The sequence below is a fragment of the Sphingopyxis sp. FD7 genome (assembly GCF_003609835.1).
Lineage (GTDB): Bacteria > Pseudomonadota > Alphaproteobacteria > Sphingomonadales > Sphingomonadaceae > Sphingopyxis.
In genome coordinates this window covers 319770-344115 of record NZ_AP017898.1, presented here as the reverse complement: position 1 = coordinate 344115, position 24346 = coordinate 319770, and the positions used below count along the sequence as shown (strand labels likewise).

The 24346-nt window shown below is 68.2% G+C and carries 18 protein-coding genes; 8 read left to right on the top strand and 10 right to left on the bottom strand.

Annotation, left to right across the window (positions count from 1 at the left end; genetic code table 11):
* Positions 1–2: 2 nt before the first annotated feature.
* Both SPYCA_RS01535 and SPYCA_RS01530 read right to left on the bottom strand, forming a co-directional pair.
* Positions 3–671, bottom strand: a complete 669-nt coding sequence (locus SPYCA_RS01535; protein WP_232003447.1) for a DUF1013 domain-containing protein — start codon at positions 669–671, stop codon at positions 3–5.
* 109 nt (positions 672–780) lie between these two features.
* Complete coding sequence (locus SPYCA_RS01530) at positions 781–1686, bottom strand: LysR substrate-binding domain-containing protein (protein ID WP_120218702.1); 906 nt, start codon at positions 1684–1686, stop codon at positions 781–783.
* 85 nt (positions 1687–1771) lie between these two features.
* On the opposite strand from SPYCA_RS01530, the gene SPYCA_RS01525 reads away from it, so the two are divergent.
* Positions 1772–2482 (top strand): FMN-dependent NADH-azoreductase, encoded by a 711-nt coding sequence (locus SPYCA_RS01525; RefSeq protein ID WP_120218701.1) that lies wholly within the window; start codon positions 1772–1774, stop codon positions 2480–2482.
* A gap of 221 nt (positions 2483–2703) precedes the next feature.
* Here the strand turns inward: SPYCA_RS01525 and SPYCA_RS01520 are convergent, their stop codons facing one another.
* Complete coding sequence (locus SPYCA_RS01520; protein WP_120218700.1) at positions 2704–3702, bottom strand: NAD(P)H-quinone oxidoreductase; 999 nt, start codon at positions 3700–3702, stop codon at positions 2704–2706.
* 100 nt (positions 3703–3802) lie between these two features.
* Between SPYCA_RS01520 and SPYCA_RS01515 the strand changes: the two genes are divergently transcribed.
* Complete coding sequence (locus tag SPYCA_RS01515) at positions 3803–4006, top strand: DUF1192 domain-containing protein (RefSeq protein WP_172594952.1); 204 nt, start codon at positions 3803–3805, stop codon at positions 4004–4006.
* A gap of 14 nt (positions 4007–4020) precedes the next feature.
* Here the strand turns inward: SPYCA_RS01515 and SPYCA_RS01510 are convergent, their stop codons facing one another.
* The 4 genes from SPYCA_RS01510 to SPYCA_RS01495 form a co-directional block, all read right to left on the bottom strand.
* Positions 4021–4620 carry a DUF4230 domain-containing protein gene (locus tag SPYCA_RS01510; protein ID WP_120218698.1) on the bottom strand — a complete coding sequence of 200 codons (600 nt, stop codon included), beginning with the start codon at positions 4618–4620 and terminating at the stop codon, positions 4021–4023.
* Positions 4617–5537: an MBL fold metallo-hydrolase gene (locus SPYCA_RS01505; RefSeq protein WP_120218697.1), complete on the bottom strand. Its 921-nt coding sequence runs from the start codon at positions 5535–5537 to the stop codon at positions 4617–4619. Before SPYCA_RS01505 ends, SPYCA_RS01510 begins: the two co-directional genes overlap by 4 nt.
* A gap of 459 nt (positions 5538–5996) precedes the next feature.
* On the bottom strand, positions 5997–7670 hold the full coding sequence (locus tag SPYCA_RS01500) for a M56 family metallopeptidase (protein ID WP_120218696.1): 1674 nt from the start codon (positions 7668–7670) through the stop codon (positions 5997–5999).
* Complete coding sequence (locus tag SPYCA_RS01495; protein WP_120218695.1) at positions 7667–8035, bottom strand: BlaI/MecI/CopY family transcriptional regulator; 369 nt, start codon at positions 8033–8035, stop codon at positions 7667–7669. Before SPYCA_RS01495 ends, SPYCA_RS01500 begins: the two co-directional genes overlap by 4 nt.
* A gap of 457 nt (positions 8036–8492) precedes the next feature.
* Between SPYCA_RS01495 and SPYCA_RS01490 the strand changes: the two genes are divergently transcribed.
* Positions 8493–8867, top strand: coding sequence for a glycine zipper 2TM domain-containing protein (locus tag SPYCA_RS01490; RefSeq protein ID WP_120218694.1), 375 nt, complete (start codon positions 8493–8495; stop codon positions 8865–8867).
* A gap of 68 nt (positions 8868–8935) precedes the next feature.
* Here SPYCA_RS01490 and grxD read toward each other — a convergent pair whose 3' ends face one another.
* The 3 genes from grxD to SPYCA_RS01475 are packed head-to-tail and all read right to left on the bottom strand — an operon-like array spanning position 8936 to position 9888.
* On the bottom strand, positions 8936–9268 hold the full coding sequence (gene grxD / locus SPYCA_RS01485; RefSeq protein WP_120218693.1) for a Grx4 family monothiol glutaredoxin: 333 nt from the start codon (positions 9266–9268) through the stop codon (positions 8936–8938).
* 49 nt (positions 9269–9317) lie between these two features.
* Entirely contained in the window at positions 9318–9551 is a 234-nt protein-coding gene (locus tag SPYCA_RS01480) for a BolA/IbaG family iron-sulfur metabolism protein (protein ID WP_120218692.1), read from the bottom strand.
* 10 nt (positions 9552–9561) lie between these two features.
* The gene (locus tag SPYCA_RS01475; protein WP_120218691.1) at positions 9562–9888 is read right to left on the bottom strand and encodes a DUF1476 domain-containing protein; all 327 of its coding nucleotides are present in this window, start codon (positions 9886–9888) and stop codon (positions 9562–9564) included.
* A 246-nt stretch (positions 9889–10134) separates the two neighbouring features.
* On the opposite strand from SPYCA_RS01475, the gene SPYCA_RS01470 reads away from it, so the two are divergent.
* The 5 genes from SPYCA_RS01470 to SPYCA_RS19660 all read left to right on the top strand — a co-directional run bounded on the left by SPYCA_RS01470 (position 10135) and on the right by SPYCA_RS19660 (position 24333).
* Positions 10135–13191: a CHAT domain-containing protein gene (locus SPYCA_RS01470; protein WP_331852512.1), complete on the top strand. Its 3057-nt coding sequence runs from the start codon at positions 10135–10137 to the stop codon at positions 13189–13191.
* A 4-nt stretch (positions 13192–13195) separates the two neighbouring features.
* A complete protein-coding gene (locus SPYCA_RS01465) occupies positions 13196–15298 on the top strand; it encodes an adenylate/guanylate cyclase domain-containing protein (protein ID WP_120218689.1) in 2103 nt (700 codons plus the stop codon).
* The gene (locus SPYCA_RS01460; RefSeq protein ID WP_120218688.1) at positions 15285–16049 is read left to right on the top strand and encodes a hypothetical protein; all 765 of its coding nucleotides are present in this window, start codon (positions 15285–15287) and stop codon (positions 16047–16049) included. The genes SPYCA_RS01465 and SPYCA_RS01460 overlap by 14 nt, the downstream gene beginning before the upstream one ends.
* Positions 16050–16233: 184 nt before the next feature.
* Positions 16234–18057, top strand: coding sequence for a ShlB/FhaC/HecB family hemolysin secretion/activation protein (locus SPYCA_RS01455; RefSeq protein ID WP_120218687.1), 1824 nt, complete (start codon positions 16234–16236; stop codon positions 18055–18057).
* A gap of 30 nt (positions 18058–18087) precedes the next feature.
* Complete coding sequence (locus tag SPYCA_RS19660) at positions 18088–24333, top strand: beta strand repeat-containing protein (RefSeq protein ID WP_120218686.1); 6246 nt, start codon at positions 18088–18090, stop codon at positions 24331–24333.
* Positions 24334–24346: the final 13 nt, after the last annotated feature.

Genomic DNA, 24346 nt, shown 5'->3' with positions numbered 1-24346 from the left:
CCTCAGCCTTCGTCGTCGGCGTCGGCTTGCGCTTCTTCGGCAGCGCGCGCTTCGTTCGCCGCGGTGCGTTCGGCGCGCAATTCTTCGAGCAGCGCTTCGCGGTCACCTTCGAGGCGGCTGTCCTCGGGCGCCTTGATCCCCGCCTTCTTCGCGGCCTTGGCGACGAGCGCGTCGAGTTCGCGCTGCGAGCAAAGGCCCAGCGTCACCGGATCTTTCGGCACGATGTTCGCGCTGTTCCAGTGGCTGCGGTCGCGGATCGCGCCGATCGTGTTGCGCGTCGTGCCAATGAGCTTGCTGATCGCACCGTCGGACACTTCGGGGTGGTTCTTCAGAATCCAGGCAATGCCGTCGGGCTTGTCCTGCCGCTTGCTGACCGGCGTGTAGCGCGGCCCGCGCGTGCGGCGAATCACGTCCTGCGCCTGCACGCTCATCTTGAGCTTGTAATTGGGGTCTTTCTGCCCCTTTTCGATTTCTTCCATCGACAGCTCGTGCGCGCGCACGGGATCGCGGCCGGTATATTTGGTCGCCGCGGTCTCGTCGGCGATCGCCTGCACCTCGAGGATGTGGATACCGCAAAATTCGGCGATCTGGCCAAAGGTCAGGCCGGTGTTTTCGACCAGCCAGGCGGCGGTCGCATGCGGCATCAGCGGAGTCGGATTGGCATTGGCCATGACGGAAACTCTCCAAGCGGAAATAATAAGGGCCGCCCCTCGCGGGGCGGCCGTCCGGCGGGGGTTTAGACCTTATTCGCGCTCCACGCAAGCGCGCGCCGATCGCGCTCTAAACGACATCCTCGCGCAGCCAGTCGCAAACCGCACGCACCGCCGGTTCGTCGCGTCGGTCGGGCGTCGTCACCAGATGATAGGCTTCGCCCTCGATCACCGGGCCGAACGGATGGACGAGCAACCCCGCCGCGATCGCCGGTCCCGCCAGCGCAAGACCGGAAAGCACCGCCCCACTGCCCGCCGCCGCGGCCTGCAGCGCATGGTCATCCTCAGTGAAGCGCGGTCCCTGGTCGACCGACAGGCCCTCGATCCCGGCAAGGCGCGCCCATCGACGCCAATCGGGGGCTTTGCCCGCGCGCCGCCACTCGACGTGCAGCAGCGTGGCGCCCCGCAGATCCTCAGGCCGTTCGACGCCCATTTTCGGGCTGCACAGCACACCGAAGCGTTCGACGAGCAGCGGCGTGGCGACCAGCCCGCGAAACGTTCCCGCCCCATAGCGGACCGCGACATCGGCTTCGCCTGCAATCAGATCGACCGGATCGTCAGAGGCATGGAGCCTGAGGTCATAGCCCGGAAAACGACCGCGAAACCGGCCGATCGCAGGCAGGATGCGGCGCACGGTGAACAGCGTCGTCGCGCTCAGCGTCACCGCGACACGGCGGCGGCGCGGCGACAATTCCCAGATCGCGCGCTCGAACGCATCGAATCCGTCGCGAAGGGTCGGGAACAGCCGCCGCCCCGCGTCGGTCAGCACAACACCCCGCGCGCGCCGCACGAACAGCGCAAAGCCCAGGCTGTCCTCGAGCAATCGAATCTGGTGACTGATCGCCGTCGGCGTCACCCCCAGCTCCTCGGCCGCCTGCCGAAAGCTGACATGGCGCGCCGCCGCCTCGAACGCGCGCAAGGCGGCGAGCGGCGGCAGGCGGCGCCGCTGCGATAAAGATGAATCATATTGAGTCATGGGATGATCGATTCGCGTTCGACCAGCTGAAATAATCCATATTATTCACGATAGCACCCCTTCAACGGATGAAAAGGATTTCACCATGATCGAATCGCGTCCGACCGCCCTCCGCCTGCTCCACATCGATTCCAGCGCGCGCCCCGGACTTTCGGGGCGCGATCCGCGCGGATCGCATACCCGCCGCCTCGGCGCGCGCTTTGTCGAACGCTGGATCGCGCGCCGACCCGCCGACGCCGTGATCTATCGCGACGTCGGCCAGCATCCGCCCGCGCCGGTCGATGCGGACTGGGTGGCCGCCGCCTTCACACGCCCCGAAAAGCGCGACGCCGCGCAAAGGGCGCGGCTCGCCGAAAGCGACAAGCTGATCGACGAACTGCTCGCCGCGGATATCGTGGTCGTCGGCGCGCCCATGTATAATTTCGGCGTTCCCGCCACGCTGAAGGCATGGCTCGACAATATCGTGCGCGTCGGCGTCACTTTCGGCTTCGACCGCGCGCGGGGCGGCGATCCTTATTGGCCGATGCTGCCCGCGGGCAAGACGCTGGTGACGCTCTCGGCGCGCGGCGACTATGGTTACGATCCGGGCGGGCGGCAGTCCGATCGCAATTTTGTCGAGGCCGGCCTCGCTGCGCCGCTCGCCTATATCGGCCTGCAAGACCATCATGCCATCGCGATCGAATATGACGAGTTCGGCGACCAGCGCCTCGCCGACTCGATAGCCGCCGCCGAGCAAGCGGTCGATGCGCTGGTCGATCGCCTGCTTCTCGATCGGCGGGTTGCCGAGCCCGCTTGAGCGCATCGACCGGCCGCGGGCGGCAGGAACTGCCCTGCGCCTGCACAGGCGGACGCGCCCGACTGGGGCCCTGACCCTGGCGCCGATCGACATTCGGAAGCTGGCGAGTCGAAAATGGTGGTTTTCCGCGATCCGGAGCGCAGCGTGCTTTTTTGCACGTGAGCAGCGGAAGCGCACAAGGCCGCCATTTGCAGACCGCCAGAGCGGAATGGCGATTGGTCCTAAACCGTCAGCACGATCTTGCCGACATGTTCCCCCGCCTGCATCCGCGCGTGCGCGGCGGCCGCTTCGGTCAGCGGAAAGCTCTGGTCCATTGCCGGCTTCCACGCGCCTTCGGCGAGGCGCGGCCACAGTGTACGGCCGATCTCGTCGGCGAGCAGCGCCTTGAACTCCGCGCTGCGCGCGCGCAGCGTCGATCCGGTCAGCGTCAGGCGGCGACGCATCACCTGCGAAATGTCGATCTCGACCTTCGCGCCGCGCTGAAAGGCGATGGATATATGGCGACCGTCGTCGGCGAGGCAGTCGAGGTTGCGCGACACATAATCGCCGCCGACCATGTCGAGCACGGCATGAACCCCCGCCCCGCCGGTAACGGTCTTGACCGCCTCGACATAGTCCTCGGTCGAATAATCGACCGCATGGGTCGCGCCCAAGGCCCGCGCCGCCGCGCATTTCTCCGCGCTGCCGCAGGTGACGATCACCTCGATGCCAAATAGTTTGCAGAGGCCGATCGCGGTCGTGCCGATCCCACTGGTGCCGCCATGGACCAGCACCGTCTCGCCCTCCCGCACATAGCCGCGCTCGAACAGATTGTGCCATACCGTAAAGACGGTTTCGGGCAGCGCCGCGGCCTCGGCCATCGAAAAGCCCCGTGGCACCGGCAGACAGCTTCCCGTCGGCGCGACGCAATACTCGGCATAGCCCCCGCCCGCCACGAGCGCGCACACCGCCTGGCCCAGCATTTCGGGATCGCTCCCCGGTCCGACGGCGACCACGGTGCCCGCAACCTCCAGCCCCGGCAGGTCCGACGCGCCCGGTGGCGGCGGATAAAAGCCCATGCGTTGCAGCACGTCGGGGCGGTTCACCCCCGCGGCGGCGACGCGGATCAGCACCTCGCCCGCGCCGGGCTGCGGCACCGGGCGCGTCGCGGGCCGCAACATTTCCGGTCCCCCCGGCGCGCTGATGGCAACGGCGGTCATGTCTGCTGGCAGGCTGGTCACGCTTTATTCCCCCACTGGCCCGGTTCCCTACCCCTGACGCGCCTTATTGACAGTGCGGCGACAGGGGTCAACAGTCGCGCATCATTTCAGGAGGATGGCCATGGACGACGACGAGCTTCCGCGCCGCCGCGACGATGTGTTGGCCGCGCTCATTCGCCAGCCGCTCGATCCGCTGTCGCTGGACGAGCTGGACGCGCGCATCGCTACGCTGGAAACCGAAATCGAACGTGTCCGCGCGCACCGTCGCGCCGCGACGAGCCAGAAAGCCGCGGCCGAGGCCCTGTTCCGCAAAAGCCAGGGTTGAGGCGCCCTTGATTCCTACTCGAAACGCGCAGTAACCGTGGCGTCGATACCCGCGGCTTTCAGTGGCATGGCAAAGCTTTGCTCGATCGCGGCGCGCGCCGCGCCTTCGGCAAGGCGCATCGGTGTTGCGCCGCGTGCCTGCCGGATGAGTTCCTCCTGTGCCGCCTTGCGATTCGCGGCGTCGAGCGAGGCTTCGGCATCGGTCAGGGTCAGCAGGATTTCGCCGTCGCGATATTCGCTGATCGCGTCGATATCGATTTCGGGCCCGGCAAGCCGCAGCGCCGGCAGCGTCACGGTCAGCGCATTGGTCGCATCGTCCCAATCGAGGTCGGACTGCTCCAGGCGGCCGAGATCGAGTTCGTAGCGCACGGTCCCCGGCATGATGAGCGTCTTCTTCGCGCTCAGCCCCAGTCGGCTCTGCGTCGAGGTCACCACCGCGACATAGCGCGCGGTAAAGGGGACAAGGACATTCTGCTCCTTCAGCCCCTCGAGGCTCGCGGCAACGACCGTCTGCGGATCGTAACCGCGCTGCCACTCGGTCCACGCGCGCCAGCCGAAGAAGAGCGCGAGCGCCAGCACCGCGACGATCGCGGCGCCGAACAATCCCCGGCTCATGCGACGAGCCTCCAGCACTCGTCCTCGCGCGCGACGCGGCCGCGTGCTTCGAGGTCGATGAGGTGCGCGAGCACCGAACGGCCGGCGGCGCCGGTCAGCCGCGGGTCCAGCCCCTTGTACATATGTTTCACCATGTCGGGGATCACGCGCGTGCCCCTTTCGAGTTCCCGCAATATCTGCCGTTCGCGCTGCTTGCGGTGGCCAAGCATCCCGCGCACAAGCTGTTTGGGTTTCGTCACCGCCGGGCCGTGCGCAGGATAATAAACGCGGTCGCCTCGCTCATAAAGCTTCGATAGGCTCGCCATATAGGCGGCCATGTCGCCGTCGGGCGGGCTCACCACGCTGGTCGACCAGGCCATCACATGATCGCCGGTGAACAGCGCGCCCGTTTCGACCAGCGCGAAGCAGAGATGGTTCGACGTGTGCCCCGGCGTGGCGACCGCCTCGATCGTCCAGCCGTCGCCCGCGATCCGCTCGCCGTCGGCCAGCACGCGGTCGGGCGCATAATCGGGGTCGAACGCCGAATCGGCGCGCGGGCCGTCGTCCGACAGCGCGAGCGGCGCGCAGCCGACGATCGGCGCGCCGGTGGCGGCCTTCAGCGGCGCCGCGGCGGGCGAATGATCGCGGTGGGTGTGGGTGCACAGGATCGCCGCGACGCGCTGGCCCTCGACGGCGCGCAGGATCGCATCGACATGCCCCTGGCCATTGGCGTCAGGCGGATCGCCGGCGCTCATCCCGCTGCCCGTCGGGCCGGGGTCGATCACCGCGACGTCGCTTCCCGCCCCGACGATCCACGTCTGCGTTCCGGTGAAGGTATAGGGCGACGGGTTGGGCGCGAGCACGCGGCGCACCAGCGGCTCGTGCTGCTCGCACTCGCCGGCGCGGATGCTGTCGGGCCAGGGCTTGTCTCGGCTCATGCCTCCAATGTGGCATTGCAGCGAAAGGAACGAAAGGGGCAGCGGCGATGATTTCACATAATGACAGCATTCGGCCGGAAGTGGCCATTGCCGTCTCGTCAATCCGTTCACATCAAGCGAAGCCGAGATGCTCCTCGGGCCAGGCTTGGCGCCGATGGGTGACTCGACTTCGCCCGATGCGAACGGAAAGCGGGGAAGGTCTGAAACCGACCGATTGCAGACCTTTATTCAAACGTCATCCCGGCGAAGGCCGGGATCTCACCCTTTCGGTTTGCCGCACCGGCGAGACCCCGGCCTTCGCCGGGATGACGGATAAGGGAAGGCCCGGAATCCGCCCCGAAACCGCATTCCCGTCCGTGCTGTCGGCATGAAAAAGGGAGCGGCATCGGCCGCCCCCTTCCCCGCCCCCGTCGCCGACCCCACCGGGGAGCAAGGATCGGCGTCGAAGCAGGCCCGGCGCTATTCGCCGGATTTCTCGATTTCGGCGATCGCCTTGTCGATGTCGGCGGTCACCTTGGCGCGCATCTCGTCCGACAGTCCGCGCGCCCGCTCGCCCTCGACGAACGCTTCGCGCGCCTTTTTCAGCGCCGATACGCGCAACGCCCGGATTTCCGCAGAGTCGCCGCATCCCAGCACGACGACATGGCTGCGCTTGCCGCCCTCGCTGCCCTTGCGGTCGACGACCGGCGCCGCTTTGCTGCCGTCACGGCATGTGCCAAGCACCATCGCCTTGCCGTCACCCGACCAGGAAATCGGCGGGATCGGAGGCATCGGAGGCATCGGCGCCAGCGCGACGCGGAGTCGTTCCTTGCGCTTCGCTTCCAGCTTGTCGGCGATCGCGTCGGCGCGCGCGCCGGTGATGCCCTGCTCCTTCAGCGTCGCCAGCACATCTTCACGCGACAGGCTGCCCGGCATGCGGATCTCGAAATGCTGCGCCTTCTTCTTGTGATCGGCGGGCGCATCGGCCGCCTTGCCGTCCCTGTCATGGTCATGGCGGATCACGATGCGGCGCACCTCACGTGTCTTGCCGTCGCCGGAGGTCGAAACCGTTTCGTGCACCTCCTCATCGCTGCCGGCAAAGACCATCACTTCAGGCGCGGCCGGAGCTTCGGGCGCCGACGGCGCATCGGACGCAGCCGGGGGAGCGGGCGGCGCCGGAATATCGCCTGGCGGTGTCGTCGCCGCGGCGATTCCCGACGGAACCAGCGTCGCCGTCGCGCCAAGCACCGCCAGCGCCGCGCCGCCGATCAGCAACCGGCCGGCGATGCCGCGCCGCTTTGAAATATCCCGCTTCGTCAACATCGTCAGCCTCTCCTGCAAATTGTCGTGAACCGCCATTGGCGCCGCGAGCGCCAGCCGCGGGCCGACCGCGGCCTTGACGATCGCCGTCGCATAATTGGCCGCGCGGTCGTGCCGCGCCGCATCGTCCGTCATCGTCAGCACGCGCGCATCGCACGCCGCCTCCTGGTCGAACTGAAAGGCGCGGATCGCGCGCCAGGCAAAGGGATTGAACCATTGCGACGCAAGCAGCACCAGCGCGGCGGCATTGGCCCAAAGATCGCCGTGGCGGTGATGCGACAGCTCGTGATCGACCGCGAGCGCCCGCTCTTCGGCGGCATAGCGGGCAAAGAAATCCTGCGGCACCGCGACGACGCGGTGCAACAGCCCGAACGCCACCGGCCCGTCAACCGCATCGGTCATCACCAGCCGGATCGACCCGATGGGTTCGAGCTCGACGGCATCCTTCAGCACCGCCGCGCGAAAGCGCCGATGCGCCAGCACCGCAGCGCCGATCACCGCGATCATGCCCGCTGCCCACGGCACGACAAGCCACGGCAGGACATCGGCAAATGTCCAGGCGGGCGCCACGGCTTCGGTCGTCGCGGCGACATCGAGGGGCAGCGCCAGCATCGTCCCCGCCTCGACCGGCACCGCGACGGGCGCGGCCACCGGGTCGGCGAAGGGGAGCGGCGGCAGCACGAGCCGCAGCGCGGGGATCGCCCACAGACCATAGGTCAGCCGCGCGCCGAAATGGCGAGCGAAGGGCTTGCGGACCAGCAGCACCGCGACGACGAGCAGCGCGGTGGCGAGCAGCGTGTCGCCCCACGCTTCGATCAGCATCGCGCCGCTCACGACTTGAGCCTCTTCAAAAGCGCCTCGATTTCGGCGATGTCGGCATCACTCAGCGCCTCGCGGTCGGCGAGATGTGCGATCAGTGGGCTGACGCGGCCGCCGAACAGCCGGTCGACGAAGCGCTGCGATTCCTCGCCAACCGCCTCGGCGCGCTCGATCGCGGGGCGATAGAGATAGCGACGACCATCGGCCTCGGCGGTCACCGCGCCCTTCTGGACCAGCCGCGCGAGCAGCGTCTTGACCGTCGCCTGCGTCCAGCCATTTGCGGCGCCGACGCGTTGGGCGAGGTCAGCGGCGGTCTGCGGGGCTTCGTCCCACAGCGCCGACAGCACCTGCATCTCTGACTCGCTTGCTCGTTCTGCCATGCGGACCCCTCCCATCGGCTTCATCGACAGTGACACGACTACAAATGTAGTCAAAGGGCTGAACGCTGGCTGAACGAGATGAGCCGCGCTGGCCGTCTGATCTGTCGGGATTTTTGACACAGGCTGGCGGCGGTAAGGAATCGCTAACCAGCAATGCCCGCCCGAATCCGCGTTCGCGTCGATCTGGCACGGCAATTGTATGGTTTGGGTTGTTCCCGAGTGTTCCGCTCAAATGGAGCGGTGGGGGGCATCGGTCTGGTCCCTGATGCCCCCTGCCCCCACTCCGGAAATCCCCACTTACCCCGATGCAAACGGGGGGCGGAGCGGCCGAACGGCCCCGCCCCCCGGACGCTATTGCCCGCCCCTCGCATCACCTTTGCGGAACATAGTCCGTTCATCGCGCGTTCCGGCTGGCAGATTAGGATGTCGGTCGCCGACAGATAAAGGGAGCAACGACGTGAAACGCATTTTCGCCGCAGCACTTCTCGCCGCCTTGGCGCTGCCGACCGGCACCGCCTATGCAGACCCGCCGCCCTGGGCGCCCGCGCATGGCAAGCGGGCAAAGGATCGCGCCATCTACGACAGCTATGGTCGTTATTACGAGCCGCGCCGCCTCTCGCACAGCGACCGCATCTGGCGCGGCCGCGACGGCCGCTATTATTGTCGCCGCGACAATGGCACCACCGGCCTGATCATCGGCGGCGCGGTGGGCGCGCTCGTCGGGCGCGAGCTCGACGGTGGCCGCGACCGTACCGTGGGCACGATCATCGGCGCCGCCGGCGGCGCGCTGCTCGGCCGCGCGATCGACCGTGGCGAACTGCGTTGCCGCTGAGCGCAGGCTGAAACGCGCTGGGCCGGTGTCGCGTCACCGGCCCATCATATTGGAAGCGGCCGTCCGCGCTATTGCGCGCGTGTCGGGATGCCGTCCATCAGCGCGTGAAGCTCGCCTGCTTCCCACATTTCCATCATGATGTCGCTGCCGCCGACAAACTCACCCTTCACATAAAGCTGGGGGATGGTCGGCCAGTCCGAAAACTCCTTGATTCCCTGCCGGATTTCCATGTCCTGCAGCACATCGACCGTTTCATATTCGATACCCAGCCGATCGAGCATCGCGATCGCGCGCGACGAAAAGCCGCACTGCGGAAACAGCGGCGTGCCCTTCATGAAAAGCAGCACGGGATGCTCGGCAACCAGCTTGGCAATGCGGTCGTGGATGGCGGGATCGCTCATGGTCAGTCTCCGGGGCGCGAGGGCGCCGATTAGGTTTCGCGGCTTGTCCCTATGAAGGGACGGCAGTGGTCAATTGCAAGGCATGAAGTTCGCCGCCCATGCGTCCGCCGAGCGCGGCATAGACCGCCTTGTGCTGCGCGACGCGGCTCATCCCGCGAAAGGATTCGCTGACGACATGGGCGGCATAATGGTCGTTGTCACCCGCGAGGTCGGTGATTGTCACGATAGCGCCCGGAAACGCCGCCTCGATCATCGCCTTCAATTCGTCCTCGCGCATACCCATTGCAAAGGCCTCAATTCTCGCTGTCGATGAACTGGCGGCGCGCCTCGGCGGTTTTGTCGTTCAACATCGCGCGTATCTCCGCATCGCTGATCTCGACGTCCGCGGCGGTCAGGTCGCCCGCGAGCTTGCGGATGACATCCTCGTCGCCCGCTTCCTCGAAATCGGCCTGCACCACGGCCTTGGCATAGGCGTCGGTCTCTTCGGGGGTCAGCCCCATGCGTTCGGCGGCCCATTCGCCGAGCAGCCGGTTGCGGCGCGCGATGATGCGGAACTGCACCTCCTGGTCGCGTGCAAATTGCGTTTCAAATGCCCGTTCACGATCGTCGAATGTGGTCATCTTGTCCTCGCCGGTTGAGCCCTGTTCTTGCAGATAGGTGGCTCGCCTTCCCGGCGCAAGCGAGCTGTGCGGCAGATCACTTCCCTTTCGGATGCGAAGGGTTTAGGGTTTTCGGCAGGGAATGGGTCGCACCACAGCAATGATGCCTGCGCCGCGCCGAAATAGCGCCGGAGCGGCGCACCGGGGCCAGCGCGCCGGAAGGCCTGTGTTTGGGGGATTGTGATGACCGTTCGAGTTCCGCATTGGATGTCCGCCCTGGCGGCGGTTGCCCTGACGGCGCCGACCGGCGCGCTGGCGCGGGGTGGCGATCCGACGCTGCGCGACAGTTTTTCGATCGGGTCTGAGGGTGGTGCGCTTTGCGAGGTGCAGGCGACGGTGCGCGACCCGGTCGTCGCAGGCATGTTCGACCGGGCATGGATGGTCGTCTGCCGCGACGCGAGCCAGCCTGTCGGCACGATCCGGGTTCTGCGCACAGGGGCCGACGACGCCCGCGCCCGCATCGAGAGCGCGCGCTCGGGTCGCGTGACCTGCACCACCGACGCGCGCTGCACGCTGCGTGACAGCGACGCTGCGTGGACGACGCGGATCGAGACCGACGGCGCCAATGTCTACACCGCCGAAGGGTTGGAGGCCTATGCCGATGCGCTCGACATCGCGCTCGAATCGGTGCGACAGCGCCGCGTCGTCCCCGGCGTGATTCGTGTCGCGACCACCTCGGTCGGTGGCAACGACGGCTTTGCCCGCACACTTGCGGGCGCCATCGACATCGACAAGGCGCTCGCCGAAGGATACCGCCGCAACCATAGCGGCGATTATGCCGAGGCGGCCGAGTTTTTCGAAGCGCTGTCGCGGCGCGCGCTCGAAGACCAGGCAACGGTTGGAGTCGACCCTACCGAATTCACGCTCAACCGCGCGCTACAACGCTCGAACCTTGGCGAGTTTGCCGAGGCCGAGCGCCTGTTTGCCGAGGTCGAGGCGCTCCCGACGAGCGATCCCGTCCAGCTGCGCCTCCGCCGCAATTTCCGGGCGATCCACGCGCTCAACCAGCGCGATTTCGATGGCGCTGCGGCGCGGCTGCAAACGCCAATCCCGCCGCTCGCCACGGGCGTGACGGTCGCCGACGGAGCGGTGACGCTGGCGCCTGCGATCGTTGCCGGTGTCAACAGCGGCGGCGACGCCCGGTTGGTGCAGGCGGGCGAACGCGAACGGCTGTCGCCGATCGAACGCGCGCAGATCATCGACGCGCAGGCGGTCCACCTGCTCGGCACCGTCGAGCGGCTGCGCGGCAACCCCGACGCGGCCAGGGCCGCGCAGATCCGGGGGCTGGCGGACGCTCTGGCGGTGCGCGAAGGCCGCGTCACCTCGATCATCCGGCTGCGTTCGCAGATGCTTGGCGAACTCGCCCTTGCAGAAGAAGCGCTGGGCGACATCGACGGCGCCGACGCGCGCTTCGGCGAGGCGGTCGCACTGCTCGCGGTGGAATATCCCGAAACCACTGCCCTCGCCTCGGCGCGCGCGCGCTATGCCGCCTTCCTTACCCGGCATGAGCAGGACGACAAAGCGATGGGCATTTATCGCGAGATCGTGACCGCGCTGGCCGAATCGCAACGCTCGACCGCGGGCATGGCGAATATGATGGCCCCCTATTACCGGCTGCTCGCCGCGCGCGCCGCGAGCGACCCCGCCGCGGTGCAGGATTTCTTCGTCGCCAGCCAGCTCCAGATCCGTCCCGGCGTCGCCGACACACAGGCGGTGCTCGCGCGCGAATTGTCGAGCGGTAGCGACGAGGGCGCGCGCCTGTTTCGCCAGGCAACGACGCTGAACCGCGACATCGAACGCGCGCGGATCGAGGATGCGCGGCTCGCGCAGCTCCCGCAATCGGCCGACATCGCCGCGCTGCGCGCCGACATCCGCACCCAGATCGACAATCTGGCGTTCCAGCAGGCCGAAACGATCGCCCGCCTGTCGGCCTTTCCGCAATATCGCGTCGTCGCGCCGGGGAAGCTTGATCTGGCCGAATTGCAGGCGGTGCTGCGCGGCGACGAAGCCTATCTGAAGATGCTCGTCGTCGGCGACAGCGTTTATGCGATGCTCATCGAGCCGGGCGGTGCAAAGCTCTGGAAATCGGACATCGGCGCCGCCGACCTCGAACGCGCGGTCGACGCGATCCGCGCGACGATTTCGATCGTCGAAAACGGTCGCCGCGTCACCTATCCCTTCGACGCCGCGACCGCGCATCGCCTCTATGGCCAGCTGTTCGGGCCGGTCGCCGCACGACTGCCCGCGGTGCCGCACCTGATCTTTGAGCCCGACGGCGCGATGCTGCGGCTGCCGGTCAACCTGCTCATCACCGCCGATACGGGGCTGGCCGCCTATGAGCAGCGCGTGCTCGACCCCGATGCCGATCCGTTCGACATGCGCCAGATCGCCTGGCTCGGTCGCACCAGCCGGCCCAGCACCGCCGTTTCCGCGCTCGCGTTCCGCAACGCGCGGCAGGCGGCGCCGTCACGAGCGACAAACCAGTATTTCGGACTGGGCGAGAATCTGCCGCTGGGCGACCGGCTGCCCTCGCTCGGCACGCGCGGCGCGGTGGGCGGCATGGACAGCGATTGCCTGTGGGACGCCTCGCAATGGGCGCGGCCGATTTCCGCCGACGAGCTGGTCACCGCGCGCAACGCGATGGGCGCCGCAGCGGGCGCCTTGCTCACCGGCGGCGCCTTTACCGATACGGCGGTCAAGACGCGCGCCGACCTTGCGGACTATCGCATCATCCATTTCGCGACGCACGGGCTGGTCACCGCGCCGCGCCCCGCCTGCCCCGCGCGCCCCGCGCTCGTGACCTCGTTCGGCGGACAGGATTCGGACGGTCTGCTGACCTTTCAGGAAATCTTCGATCTCAAGATCGACGCCGACCTCGTCATCCTTTCGGCGTGCGATACGGCGGGCGCGGCGAGCGTGGCCGCGACGCGCGAAGCAGGGCTTTCGGGCGGCGGCAATGCCCTCGACGGGCTGGTGCGCAGCTTCATCGGCGCGGGCGGCCGTTCGGTGATCGCGAGCCACTGGCCGGCCCCCGACGATTTCGACGCGACGACGCGCCTGATCGGCGGATTGTTCGGCGCTGGCGAAGGCGCCAGCATCGCCGATGCGCTGTGGAACACGCAGCTTAGGCTGATGGACGACCAACGAACGTCGCATCCCTATTATTGGGCAGGCTTCGCAATCATCGGCGACGGCGCGCAGCCACTGCTGCGCAGCGCGCAAACGGCGCAGCAGGGACAGGCGGTCGGCCGCGCCGCGCGCTGATCCGATGAACGCGCCCGAACCCCCCGCCCGTGCGGCAGCAACGGTCGCGCCGTCCGACGAAGCGACCGGGCGGCCACCCGCGGTGCCGCTCGGCAAGCGCATCCGCCGCCTCGTCATGCAGCTCGGCCCGTCGCGCATGGCGGCGACGGTCCTCTTCCTGTTCGTCGCCGTCCTGATCGCGCGTTTCAGCTGGCAGATGCCGCTGATCGACGCCGCCGAACGCGCCCTTTACGACGCACGCGCGACCTTGATGGCGCCCAAGGTCCGGCAGGATCCGCGCATTGTGCTCGTCACCTATAATGACGAAACGCTGTTCAACACCGGCATCCGCTCGCCGCTCGATCGCTCGCTGCTCACCGCCGCGCTGGCCAATATCGACCAGATGGGGGCCAGGGCGATCGGCATCGACATCGCCTTCGATTCGCCGCGCCCCGACGACGAAGCGCTGAAAGCGCAATTGCGCGCGATGCAGACGCCGACCTGGCTCGCCTATGCCGAACAGGCGAGCAACCCGAACACCATCTTTTACGAACAGCAGAAGTTTCTCGAAGCCTTTATCGCCGACGTCGCGACCGCAAGGACCAGGCCGACCAGCGTATTGTTCCACACCGACGACGACAGCGTGATCCGCCGCTGGCCCGACCGGCCGCCGGGGTTGCCGCCGCTCATGGCCAATGCGATGGCCCCGGTCGATCCGGCGCACGCCGATTACAGGGGCGCGATCCGCTTCCTCGTCCCCGCGCGCGCTGGCGAGGGTCAGGTCGAGCCGGTGTTCGCGAACATCCCCATCGACAGCTTCGCGCTGCCGATGGACGCCGACATGCGCGCGGGCTTTTCCGAGCTGGTGAAGGATCGCTATGTGCTGATCGGCGGCGACATCATCGACAATGACCAGTTCAACACGCCACTCAGCCGCTTTCCCGACGCGATCACCGGCCAGCATGAAACGATGATCGGGCTCGAAGTCCACGCGCATATGCTCGCGCAGCAGCTCGACAAGGCATGGGCGCGGCCGCTCGCGGGGCCGACATTATGGGTGCTCGCGCTGCTCATCGTGCTCGCGGGCGGACTGACCAGCCTGATCGACCTGCGCGCGCGCTGGGTGGCGCTCGCCTTCCTCGGTCAGATGGCCTTTTTCATCGCCTTTCCCTTTTGGTTGCAAGGGCGCGGGGTCGACACGACGACGCTGCCGACCTTCGGCTGGGCCGTCGGCTGGCTTTTCGGCTATGCGGCGGTCGGCACCGCCGCGCGCACGATCGGGTCGCGCCAGCGCGCCTTCGCGCAATCGGCGCTCGGCAAATATCTGCCCGCCGACGTTGCGGCGCAGATCATGCGCGACCCCGATCAGCTTTCGCTCCACGGCGAACGGCGCAACATCTTCTGCGTCTTTACCGACCTCGAAGGCTTCACCAAATTGAGCCATGCGGTGACGCCGGAAACCGTCGCGCGGCTGCTCAACGAATATCTCGACCGTCTGTCGGACATCGTGCTGGATCATGGCGGCACGATCGACAAGTTCGTCGGCGATGCGGTGGTCGCTTTCTGGGGGGCGCCGATCAGCCGCCCCGACGATGGCGAAAAGGCGGCGGCGGCGGCGCTCGCCATGTATCAGGCGGGCGAGACATTCCGCGTCGACCTTGCCACCGAGGATATTCCGGCGATCGGGATGACGCGCGTCGGTCTGCACGTCGGCGACGCGATCGTCGGCAATTTCGGCGGCGAAGGTCGCATTCAATATACCGCGCTCGGCGACAGCATGAACACCGCTTCAAGGCTCGAGGCCGCGAACAAGAGCCTGAAGACCGGCGTGCTCATCTCGGCCGAGGCGGCGGCGCGATCGGGCCGCGACGATCTGGTGCCGATGGGCCGCGTGACGCTGCGCGGACGCGCGCAGCCCGTCGACGTCTTCACCCCGCGTCCCGACCTTGCGCCCGGCCAGCGCGCGCGCGTCGCCGCGCTTGTCGCCGCGCACGGCGGGGGCGATAAACAGGCCTTTGTGACGCTGGCCACAGCATTGCGGCACGAATTCGGACAGGATGCCGCCATCCAGTTCCTGATCGAACGCCTGAACCAGACGAAAAGAGGAGAAAGCTATGTCCTTTCCTGACTTGCCGATGCGCCGCCTCGGCCTATCGGCCGCAGCCGCAATCGCCGCCGTCGCGATGGTCGGCACCGCCGCCGCGCAGTCGATGGTCGTCCGCTCGACCGGCCCATCGGCGAGCAAATATCCGACCGGCGCCAGGCTCAAGGCGTCCGACCGCGTGACACTCGTTGCCGGCGATCGCGTCGTGCTGATGCAATCGGGCAGGACGCGTACCCTGTCGGGGCCCGGCACCTTCAGCGCGACGGGCAATGTGCAGGCCAGCCAGTCGCTCGGCAGCAATGTCTCGCGGATGCTCGCCAAGGGGCCGACGGTCCGCTCGCGCGGCGGATTTTCGCGCGGTCCGGGCGACCCGATCCCCGCCGAAACGCGTGCGCCGAACCTGTGGCTGCTCGATTATCGTCAGGGCGGCACCTTCTGCGTCGCCGACCCTGCCACGCTGCTGCTCTGGCGTCCCAACATGGAAGGCGACACTGCGCTCGAAATCGAAAGCGGCGGCAAGAAGGCGACTGTCGCGATCGTCGACGGCGCCAATTTCCGCAAATGGCCGACCGACGTGCTGCCGGTGCAATATGGCGTCGATTATCGTCTGTCGGGCGCAGGCTTGCCGCGGCCGGTGACGGTGCGCTTCGCGGCGATGGAGACGGTGCCCGACACCGCCGAAGCCTCGGTCGAGATGTTGATGGCGAAGGGCTGCGCGCCGCAGCTCGACCGCCTCGTCGATACCATGGCAGAGGCCGAAGGCGGCCAGGGATGACGGCGCAGATGGACGGGGCGGCCATTGTCGCCGCGCCATCCATCTGATAATCAGCCAGGGAAAGGCCGCCGGTTGTGTGCGGACCATATCCCTGGGTCGAATATCGTGCTGCCGGGACCGCGGCAGTTCCGGTCGAAATGGCGCAGCGCGATCGTCGCGCCGCGTCCGAGCGCAAGGGGTGGTGATGGCCGTGTCGGGGGATGAGGAAGCTTATCGGATTTTCGGGCTGCGGGGCGCGGCGATCCGCAACACGCTGGCCGTTTCGGCGGGGCTGATCGCGGCCGCGCTTCCTGTCGGCGCGCTTGCGCAAGCGACGCCGCAGATCCCCACGCGCGAGGAAATCCAGCGCCCGCCGCTTGCGCCCGCGGCGCAGCCCGGCGAACGGATACTGGCGGTCGACGATGCGATCGAGCGCGCGCCATGCCCGCTTGCCGACCCGCAATTTTCCCACATCCGCTTCACCCTTCGCGCCGTCGACTTTTCGTCCGTCGAGGGCATCGACCCGGCGATGCTGAGGCCCAGCTGGTCCGATCGCGCCGGACAGGAACTGCCGATCGCCGCCGTGTGCGACATCCGCGACCGCGCGGCGACGATGCTGCGCGCCAAAGGCTATCTGGCGGCGGCGCGCGTCCCCGCGCAGACGATCGACGACGGCGTCGTGCGGCTCGACATTCTCGCCGCGCGGATGACGCGCGTCGAGGTGCGCGGCGATGCCGGTGCCAACGAGCGGTTGCTTCAGCGTTATCTGTCGCGACTCGACGATGCGCCGGTGTTCAACATCGCCGATGCCGAACGCTATCTGCTGCTCGCGCGCGACATTCCGGGGATGGACGCGCGACTCACGCTGCGGCCGGGCGAGGTGCCGGGCGAAGTCATCGGCGAAGTCACCGTGATGCGCACTCCCCTCACCTTCGACTTCAACGTCCAGAACCTGGGCTCGCGCGATGTCGGCCGCTGGGGCGCCAATGCGCGCGCGCGCATCGCCGGATTGACCGGCATGGGCGACCTCACGACGCTGAGCTTCTATTCGACCCCCGATTTCGACGAGCAGAGGGTCGTGCAGGTCGGACACGAGATGCGCGTCGGCGGCGAAGGGCTGCGGCTCGGCGCCAGCTATACCTATGCCTGGACACGTCCGGACCTCGTCGGCCTGCCGATCAAGTCGGACACGCAGATCGTCAGCCTCTTCGCGTCCTACCCGCTCGTGCTGACGCAGGCGCGGCGGGTGACGATCGGCGGCGGACTCGATTTCATCGACCAGGACATCAGCCTGTCGGGCATTCCGCTCAACAGGGACCGGCTGCGCGTCTTCAATCTGCGCGCCGATGCGAGCTGGGTCGATCCCGGCTCGATTGCCGGGCGCGGCGGCTATAGCGCCGGTGAACCGCGCTGGTCGCTCGCCACTTCGCTCGAAGCGCGGCAAGGCGTGGATGCCCTGGGCGCGAGCGACGATTGCGGCCCCGGCGGCGCTGCCTGTTTCCTGCCCGGCGCGGTGCCGCTGACCCGCATCGAGGGACGGCCCGACGCCTTCCTCGTCCGCGCGCAGGCGCTCGCCGAATGGCGCCCCGCCAAGCAGTTCACCCTGTCGGCGGCGCCGCGCGCGCAATGGGCGGCCGATCCCTTGCTCGCCTATGAGGAGTTTTCGGGCGGCAACTTCACCGTCGGACGCGGCTTCGACCCCGGCACGGTGATCGGCGACAGCGGCGTCGCGGTGGCGCTGGAGGCGCGCTACGGTTCGTTCGTCCCCGCCAACACCAAGGCTTTTGCGATCCAGCCCTTCGCCTTTTTCGACGCCGCCTGGGTGTGGAACGAGGATGCCGCTTTCGACGGGCTCGATCCGCAGAAACTCTATTCGGCGGGCGGCGGCGTGCGCGTCGCCTATGGCGATGTCGCGCGGCTCGACGTGACGCTCGCGGTGCCGCTGGGTCGCGGCGGCTTCCTGACCGAGCGGCCCGACCCGCGCCTGCTCGTGTCGCTCACCACCCAATTCGGCGTCAGGGCGCGCTGACCCATGAATCTTGCATCGAGGACGACCGCCATGCGTTCCATCGCCACCCCCTCGCCCCGCCGCAACGGCAAACAGCGGCTGCTGGCCAGTTGCGCGATCGCCGCGGGTCTTGCCGCGCTGGCGCATGGCGGCCCTGTCGCTGCGCAGGTTGCGGGTAATGGCAGCTTTGTGTCGGGCGCGGGCACGATCGGCAACAACGGAACCACCAACACGACAACCGTGACGGTTGCGACCAGCGAAAGTGTCATCAACTGGGTTCCGACCGACAATGCGCCGACCGGCGGCGCGATCGACATTCTTCCGGCGGGAGAGATATGGAACTTCGTCGGCACGGGCGACTATACGGTGCTCAACCGCTTCGTCGACGCATCGGGCGGCGCACTCAGCCGCCAGATCGCGCTCAACGGCACGGTCAATTCCTATGTCGGTTCGACGACCGGCCCGCGCGGCGGCAATATCTGGTTCTATAACGCCGGCGGCCTGTTGATCGGCGCCAGCGGCGTCATCAATGTCGGCAGCCTGCTGCTGACCACGAACGACATCGACACGAACGGCGGGCTGTTTGGCCCCGGCGGCACGATCCGCCTGGGCGGCGCATCGGGGAGCACCTCCGCAATCACCGTCAACGGCGCGATCAACGCCAACAATGTCGGCGATCCGGGCAGTTCCTATGTCGCGCTCGTCGCCCCGCGCATCGTCCAGGCGGGCAATGTGCGCGTCGACGGATCGGCCGCCTATGTCGCCGCCGAGGCGGTGAATATCCGAATCAATGGCGGCCTCTTCGACATCGACGTGACGGTCGGTGCAGAGGGCGGCACGGTGATCGACCATAGCGGCACGACCACCGGCCCCGCGCACGAGCAGGGCGATACCGACCAGAACCGCATCTATATGGTCGCAATTCCAAAGAATGACGCGGTGACGCTGCTCGTCGGCGGCGCGATCGGCTATGACGATGCCGTATCGGCACAAGTCGACCCCGATGGCGCCGTGCGGCTGTCGGCGGGCTATAACATCGTCGGGGGCGAGCTGGACACCGCGCCGGTCAGCGCCGTCGCCGCGAACATCGTCGCCGCCGACACGCTGCTGCGCAGCAACACGATTGCGCACGCCAGCGGCACCTTTGCCGCGGGACCGGCACAGAGTTTGCCCGCGTCGCCGCCGGCGCTCTCGGCGGATGGCCTGTTCTTCGTCGAGGGCGACGCCAGCTTCACCGGCGACGCCGGCGCATCGCTGACCATCGGTGCGGGCCAGCAAGGCGGCGCGACCGGCAACTTCACCCTCCGGTCGGGCGGCACGGCAGGCGCCGTCGGCAACGCAGCGCTGACCGTCACGGGCGGGATATTCACCGCGGGCGAGCTTGCCATTGTGGCGTCGGGGGCGCCCGACGCCGTGACGGGCGACGCACAGGGCGGCACCGCCAGCCTCACCATTGCGGGCGGCAGCCTCACCGCATCGCTCCTCACGATAGAAGCCAGCGGCTTTGGCCAGTTCGGCGACGCAGGCACGGCCGGGACAGGACGCGGCGGCAGCGCCGTCTTTTCGCAGACCGGCGGCACCGCTTCGATCGGTGACATGCAGGTCAGCGCCGATGGTGGCGCCGTCGAGGGTCAATCGGGGATCGGCGAGGGAGGAAGCGCGACGATCGACTTCAGCGGTGGGTCGATCACCGTCGCCGACATCGTGGCGAGCGCCGACGGCCTTGGCGGCGACGGTTTGTCGGGCGATGACGACGACCCGCTGAACATCGTCCCCGGCGGCGACGGCAGCCAGGGACGCGGCGGTTCCGCCATCATCAACATTTCGGGAACTGCCGTCGTCGATGCGAGCGTCGTGCAGGCAAGCGCGCTTGGCATTGGCGGGCGCGGCGGGGATTTCTTTAACGCATCGAGTTTCAGCGGCGTGCCCGGCACCCCCGGCAACGGCGGCGAAGGGATCGGCGGCACGGCCGCGATCAACGTCACCGGCGGCACCACGACCGCGAGCAGCGTGATCGCCGACGCGTCGGGGATCGGCGGCGATGGCGGCGGCAGCTTCTTTTCGAGCAGCAGCGGGGCCGCGACGGGCATCGGCGTCGGCGGGACCGGCGGGACCGGCCGCGGCGGCACGGCGACTCTCGCGCTCGAAACCGCGATCCCCGCCGTCGCGTCGGCCAGCAGCGTCGCGACAGGAACGGGCGGCGCCGGTGGCATCCACAACGTCGGGGGGACAGGCGGCGACGGCGTTGGCGGCGTCGCGCAGACGATCGTCACTGGCTTTGACGCGGGCGCGCTGGTCGTCACCATCGCGTCGACCGGCACGGGCGGCGACGGCGGCAACGGCCGCGACGGCAATGGCGGCGACGGGGGTAACGGCAGCGGCGGAACCTCGCGGATGCAGGCCGACGGCGTCGGCGCGGGGCTCACCATCGTCGAAACCAATTTCGTCACCGGCGGGGTCGGCGGCAACGGCGGATCGGGGGGGCTTGGCTTTGGCGCCTTCCCCGCTGTCGCCCCCGACGGCGGCAATGGCGGCGACGGTCGCGGCGGCGCGATCGAAATCGCCGCCACGGACGGCGCGCTGGTCACGCTCGGCCTCGGCACCGGCGGCGGCGTCGCACTCGCCAGCAGCGGCGCGGGCGGCGTCGGCGGCGCGGGGGCGAACAGCGTCTTCGGTGCCGGGAACCAGGCCGGCAATGGCGGCGACGGGGGTAATGGCAGCGGCGGAACCCTTCGCCTGGTCGCGGCGGGCGGCGCGATCGATTCGGGCGGCGAGGCCGTCGACCTCACCGCCAATGGCGTCGAGGGCGAAGGCGGCATCGGCGGGCTTGGCCAGGGCGGCGGCAGCGGTGGCGACCCGGGCGCCATCGGCCTGACGACGGGCGGCCGCGTCGAGATCGAAGCGAGCGGCAGTCCCGCGGGAACCGGGCAGATCGACCTGGGACCGACGAGCATCGACGCCAGCGGCGACGCCGCGGGCCGCGTCGAGCTGCGCAGCACGGGCGGAGCCATCAATTTTGCCGGCCTCACGGCACAGGCTTTCGGCCTTGCCGCGCCGACCAACAACGACACCGACATCGCGGCGACCGGCATCTTCGTCGCCCCTGCGGGCGGCACGATCGCGAGCCAGGGCGATGTCACGCTCGCCACCGACGGGTCGATCGGCGTCCATGGCCAGTCGAACGGCAGCTTCGACGTCGTCGGGTCGCTGGTGATCGACGCGGGCGACCAGATCGACCTGCGCCACGACAACCGCGAAGGCGCCGCACCAACGCTGAACGCGAGCGGCGATGTGACGCTGACGGCGGCGACCAGCATCAGCGGCGCAACAGGCAGCCTTGTCGCCGCCGACGGCACGCTGTCGCTGGCGATCTCGGGACCGGCGGGCACGATCGCCGTCGACGGACTTGCGGGCGGCGATATCCTGATGTCCAGCCCCGGCGCCACGACGGTCGAACATGCCGAGGCCGTGGGCAATTTCTCGGCCAATGCGGGCAGCTTCGCCACCGGTCTCAACTCGATCATCACCGGCGGCAACATCAGCATCGTCTCGCCGGGCGCCGTCGATCTGGGCAATTCGAGCGCGGGCGGTTTCGTCCAGGTGTCGGGCCAGTCGATCGCCTTCAACAGCGTCGACGCGGGACTGACGGTCAGCCTGTCGGCGGTGGACGGCATCGACGGCGGCGCGATCGCCGCGGCCGGCGACATCAGCCTGTTCGCCAACAGCGTCGCGCTGACCGGTCCCGTCACCGGAGATGCTTCCTTCGTCGCCTTTGGCGTTGGCGGCGCGGTGTCGGTGGATGCCGCCGATGTCGCGGGCACGATCTCGATCTTTGCCGCCGGCGATCTGACGGGCAATTTCGTCGCGGGCGGCAACATCTTCCTCAATTCCGACGCCAATATCGCCGCGTCGGCGATCGCCAACGGCGGTTATGTCGATGGCAACGGCCTGCTCGCAGAGGGCAATCTGTTCGTCATCGCCGCCGCCGACGTCAATCTGATGTCGAGCGCCGCCGCGCGCATGTTCGGCGTCAGCGCCGGCGGCGCGGCGGCGATCGACGGCGGCACCGCCGGCGAGGACATGCTCGTGCTCGCGGGCACGACCGCCAGCCTCGCCAATATCACCTCGGGGGACGATGTGACGGTTCAGGCGTCCGGCAACATCGCGGCCGATGGCGTTGCCGCCACCGGCGCGGGCGCCGACACGCATGTCCTTGGCTTCACGACCGCTTCGGGCAGCCCGACCTTTACGATCACCGCACAGACGGCCGACGGCGCCGACATCGCCCTGCAATCGACCGCGGGGGCGATCGACGCCGCGGCCCTGTCGGCGGGCGACGATATTCTGCTCACCGCCGCCAACAGCATCGCGGTCGGCGGCGCATCGACACTGGGTCTCGGCACGACCGGCGGCGACAGCAGCCTGCGCACCCAGGGGGGCGCAACGACGCTTTCCGATGTCGCCTCGTTCAACGACATTGTCGTCGACTCTACGGCCGCCACCACACTGACAGGCCCGGTGAACGCCGGGCGCGACGTTGCGATCACGGCGACCGGCGTTACAATCGCCGCGCTGACCGATTCCGGCGGCAATGCGGTTCCGACGCTCACCGCCGACGGCAATCTTGTGATCGATTCGGCAGCGGGAATTACCGGCGGCGGCGTCCGTGCGCTCGGCAATGCCACGCTGACCGCCGCCACCACGATCGACATAATATCGGTCGAGGGTCAGGACGTCGCCCTGACAGGCACAGCGGGCGTCGATGTCGACCAGGCCTATGCACTCGGCGCGACCAGCCTCGACAGCAGCGGCGGCAATATCCGGATAGGAGCGCTCTTCGCTTCGGGCCCGATCGACGCCAGCGCCGATGCAATCCGTATCGAGAGCGGCGGTGACATGGCCTTTCAGACGCTCGCCACCGATGTCGGCGACGCCTTCGTCCGCGCGAACGGCGATCTGTCGCTCGGCAGCGGCAGCGTCGCAGGCACCGCCGATCTCGCGACGCAAGGCCCCGTGATGACGATCACTGCGCTGACCGCCGCCGACGCGATCCTCGCGGGCAACGGCGGCGTCCTGAACCTCGACACGGTGACGGTGGCAGGCGATCTCAGCGCCACGGCGCTATCGTCGCTCGGCATAGCCGGCATCGTCACGGGGCAGGCCATTTCACTCGCATCGGCGGACATTGCGATCGATCCGGACGGGCGGGTCGGAACGGCAGGCATCACCACGGCCTTGTCGGTCGCGAACAACAATAATGACAACCAGACCTTCGTGGGCGGCGCGCCGGGCGGCAGCGTCTCGGGCTATTATATCGACGCCGACGAACTCACCCGCCTGTTCGCTACCCAGATCGAGATTTTCGCACCCGAAGTGGCATCTGTGGGCGGTGGATCGGTCGGATCGGCCGCGCCGCCCGATGTGATCGTCGACGGTTTCACGCTCGCGGGCGGCGCGCCCGGCTCGAACCTCGGCGCCAATGGCGCGTTGACGATCCGCACGCCGGGCAAGATGCGCGTCATCGGCGATGTCGAACTCACCGGGCTGACCGATGCCAACGCGCTGAATCTGATCGCGAACGACGCGCTCGAGGTCATACTGGGCCAGGGCAGCATTCGCCTCGTCAACGGCGCCGCGCCGGCGGGCCAACTCAATATGGTGTCCGACGACATCATCGTCGCGACCGCCGCGGCGATCGCCGACGTCGGCGCGGCGGCGACGACCGACGCGATCAACGGGCGCCTCACCCAGAATGACGGCATCGTCCTTGATGAAGGCGCGCTCTTCGCGCGCGGCATCCGCGCCGAGGTCGTCGGCGGCTTCTATGTCCAGAACAGCGGCGCCGGAACCACGCTCGGGGAGCGCCGTGGTCTGACCTTCGGAGCAGGCGGGATCGACGTTGTGACCGAGGGTGCGTCGCGGATTGTCATCAACGGGGTGCATCTGGGCCCCAACGGACCGGTCACCGGGCTCCAGGCGCTTCAGCGCGTGACGGTCAACGGCATCGCCCCCATTGTCGGCAGCTATGACCCGCGGTCGACGGTTAATGGCTGCCTGATCTCCAGCCCCGCCGCTTGCATCCCCTTTGACCGCGACGGCGACGGAGGTTTCCCGGTGCAGGACGTGATCGAGGAAGAGATCGAGGGCGACAGGGACGATGCACGGACCGGCGGCTTTGACCTGCGACAGGCGCTCATCACGATGCGCGACGTCGATCCGCTCAGCGGCGAGCCGCTCGTCGACGATCCGGTGACCGGCGCGGGCAACGACGATCTGTGGACCCCGCCCGCCGAATAAGCCGCCTTTCGGT